Genomic DNA, 13,555 nt, shown 5'->3' on the forward strand with positions numbered 1-13,555 from the left:
TCGTCGGGGTGGGGCGGCTGCTGCGGCGGCTGGGTCATGGCGTGCGTACCTCGGGGGACGAGTGGGTGTGGGGAAGCGTGGGGCCGGGAGCGGCCGGGGTTCGGGTGCCGGGGCGGGCCGTCACTTCTCGAACACCAGCATCGTCGTCTGCTCCATCTCTTCCTTGTCGTTGCTCGCGCTCACGCGCTGGCTGAAGATGAAGGAACGGCCGTCCTTGTAGAGGACCTTGGAGGAGAAGAAGCCGTTCTCGACCCTGCCCGCCCCCGACGGGTGCTGGAGCAGCGTCTTGGGGGTGCCGCCGGTCGGCGGGAGGGTCACGACGGCGCCGGCGGTGTCGTACTTCGGCCGCATGTAGAGCAGGACGTCGCCGCCCTCCATGCCGAGCGGCTTGAGCACGCGCTCGGCCGGGGCGGGCGCCTCCCACTTGCGCTTCCCGGTGTTCAGGTCGAACGCGATGACCTTGTTCGTCCGGGCGGTCCCGCTGCTGTCGTCCTCGGTCGCGATGTAGAAGGTGTTGGCGTCGGCGGCGACGCCACTGCACCCTTCGAGCTTCTCGCCGAAGATCGCGAAGCTGTTGCCGCAGTCGGCGGTGAGCTTGTCACTCTTGCCGGGCACGAGCTGGGAGCGGAGCTTGCCGCTCTCGGTGAGCGCGACGATGGTGTACTGCTTCTTCTCCTCGTGCTCCAGCCGCACGACGAGCGGGGTGGAGGAGTAGACCTTGCTGACCTCCCAGCCGCGCGGCGGCTGGTACGTCCATCGGGGCTTGCCGGTGGCCGGGTTCAGCTCCTGGACCTGGTTCTGCGGGTTCTTGACGTCGTCGGTGCGGCAGCTGACCGCGGCGATCAGCTTGTCGCCCCCGGAGAAGGCGAAGGGCTTGCAGTTGCCCTCGGGGGTGCCGAACAGTTCCTTGCCGTCGCTGACCCGGTAGGCGTTGGAGTTGCCGGTGCGCCCGACGGCGACGGTGTCACCGCTGATCGCCAGGCCGATGTCCGACAGGAAGTCCCAGGTCCCGTTCTTCTTGATCTCCTTCTTCCAGCCCGCCTTGCCGGTGTTGAGGTCGACCATCTGGAGGACGGAGCAGTTGGCGCGGTCCGTGGTGCCGTTCTTCACCCCGATGACGATCTTGCCGTCGGGGGTCGGGGAGTTGGGCGTGGCGCACACGTCGGCGGGGAGCTCGAGCTTCCACTTCTGCTTGCCGTCGGCGACGGAGTAGCCGGACACGCTCCGGTAGATGGCCTTGGCGACGACGTCGCCGGCGAACCAGGGGCCCTGGACGGCCGAGCCGTTGCGTGGCAGGTCGATGTCGTTCTTCTGGAGCCAGGCGACCTTGGCCTCGCCCGGCTTGCGCCCGGCGTTGAGGTCGTCGCCGGCCTCGCGCCCGTCGCCGCTGCCGTCGCCCTCGTCGACCGTCGGCGACTCGCTGGGGGCCTTGGGGTCGTTGCTGCCGGTGGCGACGGGCTTCTTCGGGTCGTCGTCCCCGCTGTCGCTCACGAGGAACCAGGTGCCCGCCCCGGCCGCCAGGACCACGGCGAGCGCCGCCGCGACCACGATGCCGGTCTTCCCCTTGAGGAACCCACCGCCGGAGCCCGGTCCGCCGGGGGCGGGGGCACCGGGGTACTGCTGCTGCGGGTAGCCGTAACCGGTCTGGGGCTGCTGCCCGTACGGACCGGGAGCCTGCTGACCGTAGGGCCCGGGCTGCTGGCCGTACGGGCCGGGGGCCTGCTGCCCGTACGGGCCGGGGGCCTGGCCGGGCTGCTGCGGGTAGCCGTAGCCCGGCTGCTGCGCCGGGGGCTGCTGCGGGTAGCCGTACGCCGGGGCGCCCGGCGGGGGCGTCTGCGGCGGGCCGGCCGGGGGCACCGGAGGCTGCGCGGGCGGCGGCGTCTGCGCGGGCTTGGCCAGATCCGGCTGGCCCTGGGGCGGCTGAGGAGCTCCGTTCGGCGGCTCCTGCGGAGCCCCGAAGCCTCCCTGCGGCGGTTGCTGGCTGGGCGGCTGGCTCATATCAGCACGTCCCCCTTCGTGCGGCCCGGTGCACGATCCGGTCTCCCCCGCATTCCCAAGAGGGTCAATCCCTCTCGGAAAGGAGCGAATCGGGCATGGCTTCCGCAGTGTTACGACAGTCGGGCGGGGCTTCTTTGTACCACCCGCCAGGCGTCGGGCACCGATTCGGGCCAGCCCCTGTTCCCAAGGGAGAACCGCCTTGTGATGCCCTCGTTACGCCTTGGCCGGAGGTGATGGTCAGTCACCGAAGGCGATCATCGTCCGCCGCTCCATCTCCTCCTCGTCGGTGTCCCCGGAGACCTGGGGAATCATGAGGAGGGAGCGTCCGTCGGCATGGAGGACGATCGGCTCGTCGAAGGTGCGCTCGGTCGCCGCGGCCGACGCCGGGTGCCGCAGGATCGGTTGCGGGGTGCCGCCCTGCGGGCCGAGGGCCATGATGCCGCCGCCCACGTCCTTCGTCTTCGGGTCGGGCGGGCTCAGGTACATCAGCGCCTTGCCGCCCTCGATCCTGAGCGGCATCAGGGTCTGCGTGGCGGGCGAGGCCACCTTCCACTTCTTCCTGCCGGTGCTCATGTCGAAGGCGACGACGTCGTTGGTGAACGACCGGCCCGCGGGCCGGTGCTTCATGGCGACGTAGAGCGTGTCGGTGCCGGTGTCGACGGCCACGCCCGTGCAGATGTCGAGGTTCCAGCCCAGTTGCCGCTCCTTGCCGGGGCACTGACCCTCCGGGACGTCGCCTCCGAGGGCCGGCTCGGAGCGGAGGGTCCCGTCGTCGTTCAGGACGGCGATCGCTGACGTGCCACCGACCAACGGGCCCTTCCGCAGGAAGATCACCGGCGGGTCGACGGAGTGGAACGCGTCGACGTTCCAGCCCTTCCTGACCTTGTACGTCCACAGGGTCCGGCCGGTGACCGGGTCGACGCGCCGTACCTCCCTGTCGACCTCGCCCTTCGACTCCGCGGGACAGAGGACGGAGGCGAGCATGACGGATCCGCCGACGAAACCCTCGACCTCACAGGGTCCGGGCAACTTGCCCCACAAGTGCTTGCCGTCACTGACCCGATAGGCCTCGGCACGGCCGAGGCCCCCGATCGTCACGACGTCGCCGCTGATCGCCATGATCACGTACCGAAGCATGTCCTTGTTCACCGCGCGATCGATGGTCACGGACCAGCCGGCCTCCCCGGTGGCCAGATCGATCATCTGAAGCTTGTCGCAGTTCTCCTCCGCGTCCGCAGAGGTGTCGGTCAGGAGCCCGATGACGATCTTCCCGTCGGCGGTCGGCTGGGTGGGTGCCGCGCAGACGTCGGCGGGCAGGCGCAGGCTCCACTCCTGCGAGCCGTCCTCCAGGGAATAGCCGGACACCGTGCGGTACATGGCCTTGGCCACGATGCCGCCGGTGATCCAGGGGCCGAGGGCGGATGCGCCCAGCGGCACGTCCACGCCGTTCTTCTGGATCCAGCGGACCTTCGCCTCGCCTTCCTTGCGCCCCTTGTTGATCTCCGCGGCCTCTGCGGCGGGCGTCTTCTTCCGGTCCGGCTCCGCGCCGGGCCGCTTCAGGGCGGTGCTCTCCTTCGCGACGGGCTTCTTGTCGTCGGAGCCGTCATCGCCGCCGGCGACGAACCAGACGCCCGCACCGATCACGAGGACCCCGGCGAGCACAGCGGCGACGAGCCCGACGAGCCGGCCACGGGAGCGCCCACCGGAAGGCGGGGCCGGGGGCTGCGGCTGGTCCCGGCCGTAGGGCGCGGTGGGCGGCTGCGGGTAGCCGTACGACGGCTGGGGCGGCTGCCCGTACGGGCCGGGTTGCGCTCGCCCCGGATCCCCGTACACACCCGGCTGTGGTTCGTACGGAGCACCGAAGCCCTGCTGCGGCGGCGGCTGCGACATCGGTGTGGGTCCCCCTCGAACGTACGGTCACTGCCGTCCCGTTCTACCACCCGTCACACCGGCCCCACCGGTCCGGTCAGGCGTCCTCGGCCAGTTCCAGCCAGCGCATTTCCAACTCGTCCCGCTCGGTGACGAGTTCACGCAGTTCGGCGTCGAGCTTGGCGACCTTCTCGAAGTCGGTGGCGTTGTCCGCGATCTGCTTGTGGAGCGTGGTCTCGCGCGTGGAGAGCTTGTCGAGCTGCCGCTCGACCTTCTGCAGCTCCTTCTTCGCGGCGCGGGACGCCTGCGCGGAGACGGCCGGGGCGGCGGCGGGGGCCGAGGAGGAGCGGGGCGCGGCGGCGGCGGAGGGGGTGGCCGCCTCCTCCATCTTCTGCCGGCGCTCCAGGTATTCGTCGATCCCGCGCGGCAGCATCCGCAGGGCGCGGTCGCCGAGAAGGGCCATGACCTTGTCGGTGGTCCGCTCGATGAAGAACCGGTCGTGGGAGATCACGATCATCGATCCGGGCCAGCCGTCGAGGAGGTCCTCCAGCTGGGTCAGGGTCTCGATGTCGAGGTCGTTGGTGGGCTCGTCGAGGAAGAGGACGTTGGGCTCGTCCATCAGCAGCCGCAGGATCTGGAGCCGGCGGCGCTCACCGCCGGAGAGGTCGCCGACGGGCGTCCACTGCTTCTCCTTGGTGAAGCCGAACTGCTCGCAGAGCTGACCGGCGGTCATCTCGCGGCCCTTGCCGAGGTCGACCCGGTCACGGATCTGCTGAACGGCCTCCAGGACGCGCAGGTTCGGGTTGAGCTCGTGGACCTCCTGGGAGAGGTAGGCGAGCCTGACGGTCTTGCCGACGACGACCTTCCCGGCGGCGGGCTGCTCCTCGCCCTGGGTGCGGGCGGCCTCGGCGAGGGCGCGCAGCAGGGAGGTCTTGCCCGCGCCGTTGACGCCGACGAGGCCGATGCGGTCGCCGGGGCCGAGCTGCCAGGTGAGGTGGGTGAGAAGGGTCTTGGGCCCGGCCTGGACGGTCACGTCCTCCAGGTCGAACACGGTCTTGCCGAGACGGGCGTTGGCGAACTTCATCAGCTCGCTGGTGTCGCGCGGCGGCGGTACGTCGGCGATGAGCTCGTTGGCGGCCTCGATGCGGTAGCGCGGCTTGGAGGTCCGGGCGGGGGCGCCGCGGCGCAGCCAGGCCAGCTCCTTGCGCATGAGGTTCTGCCGCTTGGCCTCCTCGGTGGCGGCGATGCGCTCGCGCTCGGCGCGGGCGAACACGTAGTCGCTGTAGCCGCCCTCGTACTCGTGGACGACGCCGCGCTGGACGTCCCACATGCGGGTGCAGACCTGGTCGAGGAACCACCGGTCGTGGGTGACGCAGACGAGGGCGGAGCGGCGGGCCCGCAGATGTCCGGCGAGCCAGGAGATGCCCTCGACGTCGAGGTGGTTGGTGGGCTCGTCGAGAACGATCAGGTCCTGCTCCTCGATGAGCAGCTTCGCCAGCGCGATGCGGCGGCGCTCACCGCCGGAGAGCGGGGCGATGACGGTGTCGAGCCCGTGCTCGAAGCCGGGGAGGGCGAGACCGCCGAAGAGCCCGGTCAGCACGTCACGGATCTTGGCGCTGCCCGCCCACTCGTGGTCGGCCAGATCGCCGATGACCTCGTGGCGGATGGTCGCCTTCGGGTCCAGGGAGTCGTGCTGGGTGAGGACGCCGAGGCGCAGCCCGCCGTTGTGGGTGACGCGGCCGGTGTCCGCCTCCTCCAGCTTGGCGAGCATCCGGATGAGGGTGGTCTTGCCGTCGCCGTTGCGGCCCACGACACCGATCCGGTCGCCCTCGGACACCCCGAGGGATACACCGTCGAGCAGGGCACGGGTGCCGTACACCTTGCTGACCTGCTCGACATTGACCAGATTGACGGCCATTTCACTCCTGTCCCGGGGGTCCCTGCGGCGAGGACCGCTCGACGTACCAGAGTAGTCGCCGTGCGGGGTGCGATAGCGTGCCGCGATCGATCATGGGGAAAAGCCCCAGGTCGGGGTGGTGCGGACGACATCCGACGGCATTCGGGGTGGGGACTTCATGACGATGACGCGTGGGACGAGACGGGGCAGAGTTCCGACGGGCCTGGCAGCACTGGCGGCAGTGACGGCGGCGGCGATGCCGCTGGCCGGCTGTTCGTCGTCGGCCGGGCCTGCGGTCAGCAGCAGCGCGCCCGCGAAGGCTGCGGAGAAGCCCGGGACGGACGAGGACGGGACGAAGACGGCCGGGACGGAGACGGCCGTGGCCGCGAAGGGCGGGCGGCTCGGGGGCGCCAGTTCGGCGTGCGAGCTGCCGGTGACCTTCGACCTGGCCGCCCAATGGAAGCCGAAGGCGATCGAGCTGGAGCCGGACTCCGTCCTGGCCGATCTGGCCGAGCAGGGCACCGTGAGGATGGCCTGCGAGATCGACGCCAAACCGGCGGGGAACATCGGCTTCCTGCGGGTGTGGCAGGGCAAGCCGTCCGAGGACGACCCCCAGGCGGTGCTGAAGGCCTTCGTGGCGGACGACCCGAACGCCGGCAAGGCCGCCTACACGCAGGTGAAGGCCGGTGCGCTCGCGGCCGCCGAGGTCGGATACACGGTGCACAGCGAGCTGATGGGCGAGTCGAAGAGCGAGCGCGCCTTCGCCGTCTCGACGCCCGACGGCCCGGTGGTGGTGCATCTGGGTGGGATGGACACCGAGGAGCACACCGCGATGCTGCCGGCGTTCGAGCTGGCGAAGAGGTCCCTGAAGCTCGCCTGACCGCCCTGTCGCCGTCCCCGTGCCCGCCGCGCTTCGCCGAGCGCTCGGCGAAGCGCCACGGCTGCGAGAAGCCCCAGGCGGTGCAAGGGGTGACCGGGGCGGGCCGGCCCCGGTCACCCCTTGCAGCCGTTTCCCGAAGAGCTGTACGCTTTCCCGTACGTACAGGATGCTGTACAGAGAATTCGGGAGGCGATCATGCGCACGATGACCTACACCGAGTCCCGCGCGAAGTACGCCGAGACCCTGAGCTCTGTCGTGGACGACCGCGAGGAGGTCGTGGTCACGCGAGCCGGACACGAACCCGTGGTGATAGTGGCGCTCGACGAGTACGAGTCCCTCAAGGAGACCGCGTACCAGCTCCGGAGCCCGGAGAACGCCCGCCGCCTGCTGGCCTCGATCGAGCGCCTGGAGAGCGGCGGCGGTACGGTGCGGGAGCTCGCGGAGTGAAGTTCGTGTGGGACCAGTCGTCGTGGGACGACCACGTCTGGTGGCAGAACCAGGACCGCAAGATCTTCAAGCGGATCAACACGCTGCTCCAGGACATCGCCCGGAACGGCAATGAGGGGATGGGCAAGCCGGAACCGCTGAAGCACGGCTTCCAGGGGTACTGGTCGCGGCGCATCACCGACGAGCACCGGCTCATCTACAAGGTGGTCGACGGCGAGGTCCGCATCGCCGCCTGCCGCTACCACTACGGCCGCTGAACCCGCCCCCGCCCCGCCCGCTCCACCAGCAGCCAGCCGCCCAGCGTCATCGCGACGGCGGCCGGAGCGCTGACCGGGATCGCGATCAGCAGGGCCGTGCGGCCCTCCAGCAGGCCGCTGAAGCCGACCATGGACAGGCCGAGGACGCCGAGCAGGCAGAGCGTCGCGCCGAGGGCCGCGAGCGGGCCGTGGCCCTGAACGGGGGCTGAGGCGGCCGGGCGTTCGAAGGTGCGGAAGGCGGCGACCAGGGCTGCGGTCAGGGCCGCCGCGAGGGCGAGGCGCAGCGGAACCTGGGCCCACCAGGCGGCCGACGCGGGCTCGGGCAGGTCGACGTGGAGGGCGAGCAGCGCCCCGTACACCCCGAACATCGCCGTGAGGTGCCAGAGGAACGCGGTCATCGCCACCCCGTTGGCCGCCACCACCGTGCGCCAGACGCGGGGACGCTCCAGCAGGCGGGCGGCCGGGGCGCGGAGCAGTTCGACAGCGCCGACGAGCCAGAGGCCGTGGGCCAGCAGGGCGAGGGTGGGCGGGGCCATGTTGCTGACCTTCTCGCCGGGCATCCCGACCATGGACAGCGGGTACGGGCCGAACGCCACCAGTGCGGTCGCGGCGATCAGGCCGCCACCGGCGAGCAGGGCGGCGCGGCGCGGGTGGATGCGGCCGTCGGCGCGCAGGAAGCCGAGCTGGTGGACGGCCAGCCAGACGAACGCGAAGTTGAGGAACTCGACGTACGGGACTCCGGCGGCGAACCGCAGGACGTCCACCGTGACCGCCGCGCCCGCAAGACCGGCGAACGCCCCCCAGCCGTACCGCTCGTGCAGCCTCAGCAGCGGCGGGGTGAACGCGACCATCGCCAGGTAGATCCCGATGAACCACAGCGGCTGGGTCACCATGCGCAGGGTCACGCCGGTCAGCCCGCCGCCCCCGCCGAGGAGTTGGACCAGCAGTGCCGCCGCGCCCCAGACCAGGACGAAGACCATGGTGGGGCGCAGCAGCCGCTGGAGGCGGGCGCGCAGGAAGGCGGAGTAGACGGAGTCCTCGGACCCCTCGGGGCGCTTGCGGAGCAGGGAGCGGTAGGACAGCGCGTGCGAGAAGCCGCCTACGAAGAAGAACACCGGCATGACCTGGAGCAGCCAGGTCAGCGGCTGGAGCGCCGGGACGACGGCGAGCAGGTTGCCCACCCCGTCCGGGGTGACGGCGGCCATCAGCCAGTGGCCGAGGACGACCGCGCCGAGCGAGGCGACCCGGAGGAGGTCGACGTAACGGTCCCGGGTGGCGGGCGTCGCCCCGGCCAGTTCGCGAACACGTGATCCCATGACCGTACGGTCGCGCGAGCCGGGTGGGGCGTGGCAGCGCGACCGTACTCAGATCCGGGGTGAGTACGCCGGGCAGGAAGCTCAGATCACGTGCGCGCCCGGCGCGGGCGACGCCGCCACGCGCGCGTTGCGGCAGGTCCCGGAGGCCGGCAGCGCGGCCGCCACCTTCTCGGCCGTCTCCTCGTCCGGGACCAGGAACGCCGTCGTCGGCCCGGAACCGGAGACCAGCGCGGCCAGCGCCCCCGCTTCCGTGCCCGCCGCCAGCGTGTCCGCGAGGGACGGGCGGAGGGAGAGCGCGGCGGGCTGGAGGTCGTTGCTCAGGGCTCCCGCGAGCGCGCCGGAGTCGCCGGAGCGCAGGGCGGCCAGGAGGGTGGGGGACGCGGTCGGCCCGGGGACCTCCGCCTCCGCCGTGAGCCGGTCGAACTCCCCGTACACCGCGGGCGTCGACAGCCCCCCGTCCGCCACCGCGAAGACCCAGTGGAACGTGCCGCCGACCTCGATCGGGGTCAGCTTCTCGCCGCGTCCCGTACCGAGCGCGGCCCCGCCCACCAGGCTGAACGGCACGTCGCTTCCCAGCTCGGCGCAGATGGCCAGCAGCTCGTCGCGGCTCGCGCCGGTCCCCCACAGGGCGTCGCAGGCGACCAGGGCGGCGGCCCCGTCGGCGCTGCCGCCGGCCATGCCGCCCGCGACCGGGATGTCCTTGGCGATGTGGAGGTGGACGGCGGGGTCGATGCCGTACCGCTCGGCCAGTGCGAGGGCGGCGCGGGCGGCGAGGTTGGTGGTGTCCAGCGGGACCTGGGCGGCGTCCGGGCCCGAGCAGGTGATGCGCAGCTCGTCGGCGGGGGTCGCGGTGACCTCGTCGTACAGGCCGACGGCGAGGAAGACGTTGGCCAGGTCGTGGAAGCCGTCGGGGCGGGCTCCGCCCACGGCGAGCTGGACGTTGACCTTGGCGGGGACGCGGACGGTGACAGCGGCGGTCATACGGACACCTCCGGCTTGTGCTCCGCGATCGCCGCGAACTCCTCCACCGTCAGCGCCTCACCGCGCGCCTGCGGGGAGATCCCGGCGGCGACGAGCGCGGACTCGGCGGCCGGTGCGGAACCGGCCCAGCCGGACAGGGCGGCGCGCAGCGTCTTGCGGCGCTGGGCGAACGCCGCGTCCACGACCGCGAAGACCTCGGCGCGGGAGGCCTTGGTGGCGAGCGGCTCGGTGCGGCGGACGAGCGAGACGAGGCCGGAGTCGACGTTCGGGGCGGGCCAGAAGACGTTGCGGCCGATCGCCCCGGCGCGCTTCACGTCCGCGTACCAGTTGGCCTTCACCGACGGCACCCCGTAGACCTTGTTGCCCGGGCGGGCGGCGAGGCGGTCGGCGACCTCGGACTGGACCATGACGAGGGTCCGCTCGATGCTGGGGAACCGCTCCAGCATGGTAAGCAGGACGGGCACGGCCACGTTGTACGGGAGGTTCGCGACGAGCGCGGTCGGCGCGGGGCCCGGCAGCTCGGTGACCAGCATCGCGTCGGAGTGGACGAGGGCGAAGCGGTCGGCGCGCTCCGGCATCCGGGCCTGGACCGTGGCGGGCAGCGCGGCCGCGAGCACGTCGTCGATCTCGACGGCGATCACCCGGTCCGCCGCCTCCAGCAGCGCCAGGGTCAGCGAGCCGAGCCCGGGGCCGACCTCGACGACCACGTCGTCCGGGCGGACCTCGGCCGTGCGCACGATGCGGCGGACGGTGTTGGCGTCGATGACGAAGTTCTGACCGCGCTGCTTCGTGGGGCGTACGCCCAGCGTCGCGGCCAGGTCGCGGATGTCTGCGGGCCCCAGGAGGGCGTCGGGCTCTGTGCTGCTCACCCGGTAAGCCTACGGCCGCAGTGGGGCCACGGGCTCGCCCCCCGCTGCACGTACAGCTTCTTCGCGCGGTACGTCTGCTCGGCGGCGGGCGCGTCCTGGGGGCGTCCGCTGCCGCCGAGGGACTGCCAGGTCTGCGTGTCGAACTGGTACAGCCCGCCGTACGTGCCGCTCGGATCGACCGCGTCGGCACGCCCGCCCGACTCGCAGGCGGCGAGCGCGGACCAGTTCAGCCCGTCCTCCCCGGCGACGGAGTCGGGCCGCTGCCGGGTGCCGGTGCGCACGACGCGGCTCTCCGGCAGGTGGACCAGTTCCTCGGCCGTCCGGCGCGGCTTCTGCCGGACGCCGTTGACGGTCCGGACCGCGTACGTGACCCGGCGTACGCCGTTGCGCCCGGCCCGCTCGATGACCTCGGTGCCCCGGAACAGGGCGGGATCCTCGCTGCGTTCGACGGCGTACGGGACCGTCTCCTCGCGCACCTCGCGGGTGTCGGTGATCCGCATGACGGAGATCGTCTGGCCGTCACGCGGGAAGCTCGCGGGGGCGACGGAGGTGGTGTCCTGGCCGTGCAGGGTGATGCCCGCCTCGGCGAGGGCCTCCTGGACGGTGGCGGCGTTGGTGCGCAGAGTGCGTTCCTGGCCGTCGGCCATGAAGGTCACGGCGCGCTCGGTGCGGACGGTGAGGGCCAGGCCGGTGCGGGCGATCCGGGTGGAACGGGCGGCGGAGAGGTGCGCCCCCTCGGCCCGGATCCCGAACTCGCGCAGCGCCCCGGCCACGGTGTCGGCGGTCGTCCAGATCCGGTGGCGGACGCCGTCGAGGGTGAGGGTGACGGGCCGCCCGTACCGGACGACGACCTCATCGCCGTGGTCGAGGCCGGCTCGGGGGTCCGGGGAGACTCGGTCGTGCGCGCCGACGGTGACGCCTTCCTCCGCCAGCAGCTCGGTGACGTCGTCGGCGAAGGTGTGCAGGGTCCGGGGCGTGCCGTCGACCTCCAGCCGGACGGCCTTGTCGTGGGCGACGAACGCGGTGGTGCCGCCGGCCAGGAAGGCGACGACCAGGGCCCGGGGGACGAGCCGGCTCAGCTTCAGGTTCTCGGGGTCGACGACGACGCGTCTGCGGCGGTGCTTGGCGGCCCGCCGGGCGTCGGCGCGGGTGGGTCCCTGCCGGGGCACCGTGGGCGGCGGCCCGGTGAGCGGGGTGTCGACGAGCGGGGTGTCGACCATGGTCGGGGCGTGGGCGGCGGGGCGCGCCGTCCACGTCCCGTCGGCCAGCGTCAGCTGCTCGTGGAACGCGTCGAAACGCCTGCCCTGCGAAGTGTTCACGCCGCTCCCGAAGATCCGCCCGCTGCCGCCCCCGTCGTGGGCGGGGACGATAGCGGAGCCGCGATGACTCTCCAAAGCGACACAGCTACAGAGAGTGTCCAGGTGCGGTCAGAAGTCGAACGCCCGCGCCGTGTTGTCGTAGATCGCGGCCGCGAGCACGTCCTCCTCCAGCCCCTTCACCTCGGCCATCGCACGGAGCGTGACGGGGATGAGGTAGGGCGCGTTGGGCCGTCCGCGGTACGGCGCGGGGGTGAGGAAGGGGGCGTCCGTCTCGACGAGGACCAGCTCGGCCGGGGCGACGGCGAGGGCGTCCCGCAGCGGCTGGGCGTTCTTGAAGGTGACGTTGCCGGCGAAGGACATGAAGTACCCGGCCCGCGCGCAGATCCGGGCCATGTCGGCGTCGCCGGAGTAGCAGTGGAACACCGTCCGCTCGGGCGCGCCCGCGTCCGCCAGCACCCGCAGGACGTCCGCGTGCGCGTCGCGGTCGTGGATGACCAGGGCCTTGCCGTGCCGCTTGGCGATCTCGATGTGGGCCCGGAAGGACTCCTCCTGGGCGGCGATGCCCTCGGGGCCCGTACGGAAGAAGTCCAGGCCCGTCTCGCCGACCCCGCGCACGTGGTCGAGGGCGGCCAGCGCGTCGATCTCCGCGAGCGCCTCGTCCAGCGCCGCCTTTCCGCCGGGCTCCCGTGCCCCCTGCCGCGCGGTGCCGTCCGGATCGCCGTGGACGATGCGCGGGGCCTCGTTGGGGTGCAGGGCGACCGAGGCGTGGACGGCGGGGTGGGCGGCCGCGGTCTCGGCGGCCCAGCGGGAGCCGGCCACGTCGCAGCCCACCTGGACGACGGTGGTCACGTTCACCGCGGCGGCCCGGGCGAGGGCCTCCTCGACGGTGGCGTCCTGCATGTCCAGGTGGGTGTGGGAGTCGGCGACCGGCACCCGCAGGGGCTCGGGCAGCGGCGGGGCTTCGGTACGGCTCATGCCGACGATCGTACGAGGACCCGGCCCCCGTACGACGTCGGCATGGGGCCCGCGGGGTCACCTGCGGGAGGTGTCACCTGCGGTGGAACGGGTGCAGCAGGTCGGACAGCCGCCAGTGCCGGTCCGGGGTGGCGGCGGTCGACACCGTACGGTCCTTCGCACCGCTCTCCGGGGCCGGCGGCGTCTGCTGCTTCCGCAGCAGCTCCTGGACGCCCGCGACCCGCCCCGCCCGCATGATGCGCACCACATGTCCGCCGCAGTTGGCACAGGTCGGCGTGGAGAGCGGCGACGGCACCCGCTCGCCGTCCGCCGTGTAGATGACGAACGCATGGCCGTGGATGTCGACGTGGTGCTCTATCTCGTAGGACTGCTCCCAGCCGTACCCGCACTTCATGCAGGCGAAGGCGTACGCCTCATGGACAGTGGTCGCTGCGATCTCGCTCATGCCTGCTCCTCTTGTCCGCCGGACACGCGCTCCGGGGACGGCCCGCCCGCACGAGGGGTTCGAACGGGTGGCCCGTCCCTTCCAGTGGACACCTGCACCCGGATGGACGCACCAGCTCAGAGGCTTTGTTGATGCGTTCTTGGCCTCCTTTGGCCGCCCTTTGCCGACGCATGGCGAGGGTGAGGGCCGCGGCTGGACAGCGCGTGACCGCAGCCGCACCGAGCGCCCCCGAGCGCGCCCGGCGCCGGGTGCGAACGCGCCCGCGCACCACCCCCGTCCGCCCCCTCCCCTTTCCTTGAATT

The 13,555-nt window shown here is 72.2% G+C and carries 12 protein-coding genes; 3 read left to right on the plus strand and 9 right to left on the minus strand.

Translation table 11 applies throughout. The features are described from left to right. Positions 1–120: 120 nt before the first annotated feature. From D3105_RS25565 to D3105_RS25575, 3 genes are all read right to left on the minus strand, one after another. Positions 121–1,998, minus strand: coding sequence for a PQQ-binding-like beta-propeller repeat protein (locus D3105_RS25565; RefSeq protein WP_118905372.1), 1,878 nt, complete (start codon positions 1,996–1,998; stop codon positions 121–123). A gap of 237 nt (positions 1,999–2,235) precedes the next feature. After that, entirely contained in the window at positions 2,236–3,888 is a 1,653-nt protein-coding gene (locus D3105_RS25570) for a PQQ-binding-like beta-propeller repeat protein (RefSeq protein ID WP_118905373.1), read from the minus strand. A 76-nt stretch (positions 3,889–3,964) separates the two neighbouring features. After that, complete coding sequence (locus D3105_RS25575; protein WP_118905374.1) at positions 3,965–5,785, minus strand: ABC-F family ATP-binding cassette domain-containing protein; 1,821 nt, start codon at positions 5,783–5,785, stop codon at positions 3,965–3,967. Between the two features lie 157 nt (positions 5,786–5,942). Here D3105_RS25575 and D3105_RS25580 point away from each other — a divergent pair, with 157 nt between their 5' ends. The 3 genes from D3105_RS25580 to D3105_RS25590 all read left to right on the plus strand — a co-directional run bounded on the left by D3105_RS25580 (position 5,943) and on the right by D3105_RS25590 (position 7,348). Further along, the gene (locus D3105_RS25580) at positions 5,943–6,644 is read left to right on the plus strand and encodes a lipoprotein (RefSeq protein WP_118905375.1); all 702 of its coding nucleotides are present in this window, start codon (positions 5,943–5,945) and stop codon (positions 6,642–6,644) included. A gap of 195 nt (positions 6,645–6,839) precedes the next feature. Next, on the plus strand, positions 6,840–7,091 hold the full coding sequence (locus D3105_RS25585; protein WP_118905376.1) for a type II toxin-antitoxin system Phd/YefM family antitoxin: 252 nt from the start codon (positions 6,840–6,842) through the stop codon (positions 7,089–7,091). Further along, positions 7,088–7,348 (plus strand): Txe/YoeB family addiction module toxin, encoded by a 261-nt coding sequence (locus tag D3105_RS25590; RefSeq protein ID WP_118905377.1) that lies wholly within the window; start codon positions 7,088–7,090, stop codon positions 7,346–7,348. The genes D3105_RS25585 and D3105_RS25590 overlap by 4 nt, the downstream gene beginning before the upstream one ends. Here D3105_RS25590 and D3105_RS25595 read toward each other — a convergent pair. The 6 genes from D3105_RS25595 to D3105_RS25620 form a co-directional block, all read right to left on the minus strand. After that, positions 7,336–8,664 carry an acyltransferase family protein gene (locus D3105_RS25595; RefSeq protein WP_118905378.1) on the minus strand — a complete coding sequence of 443 codons (1,329 nt, stop codon included), beginning with the start codon at positions 8,662–8,664 and terminating at the stop codon, positions 7,336–7,338. The two genes, D3105_RS25590 and D3105_RS25595, sit on opposite strands and share 13 nt — an antisense overlap. A gap of 81 nt (positions 8,665–8,745) precedes the next feature. Beyond that, positions 8,746–9,645, minus strand: a complete 900-nt coding sequence (locus tag D3105_RS25600) for a 4-(cytidine 5'-diphospho)-2-C-methyl-D-erythritol kinase (RefSeq protein ID WP_118905379.1) — start codon at positions 9,643–9,645, stop codon at positions 8,746–8,748. Further along, a complete protein-coding gene (gene rsmA, locus D3105_RS25605; protein ID WP_118905380.1) occupies positions 9,642–10,514 on the minus strand; it encodes a 16S rRNA (adenine(1518)-N(6)/adenine(1519)-N(6))-dimethyltransferase RsmA in 873 nt (290 codons plus the stop codon). Before rsmA ends, D3105_RS25600 begins: the two co-directional genes overlap by 4 nt. Continuing rightward, positions 10,511–11,734, minus strand: a complete 1,224-nt coding sequence (locus D3105_RS25610; protein WP_240647016.1) for a resuscitation-promoting factor — start codon at positions 11,732–11,734, stop codon at positions 10,511–10,513. Before D3105_RS25610 ends, rsmA begins: the two co-directional genes overlap by 4 nt. A 207-nt stretch (positions 11,735–11,941) precedes the next feature. Then, positions 11,942–12,808 (minus strand): TatD family hydrolase, encoded by an 867-nt coding sequence (locus tag D3105_RS25615; RefSeq protein ID WP_010059713.1) that lies wholly within the window; start codon positions 12,806–12,808, stop codon positions 11,942–11,944. Between the two features lie 73 nt (positions 12,809–12,881). Continuing rightward, entirely contained in the window at positions 12,882–13,253 is a 372-nt protein-coding gene (locus D3105_RS25620; RefSeq protein ID WP_118905381.1) for a hypothetical protein, read from the minus strand. Positions 13,254–13,555 lie beyond the last annotated feature (302 nt).

The organism is Streptomyces globisporus (genome assembly GCF_003501885.1).
Taxonomy (GTDB): domain Bacteria; phylum Actinomycetota; class Actinomycetes; order Streptomycetales; family Streptomycetaceae; genus Streptomyces; species Streptomyces globisporus_D.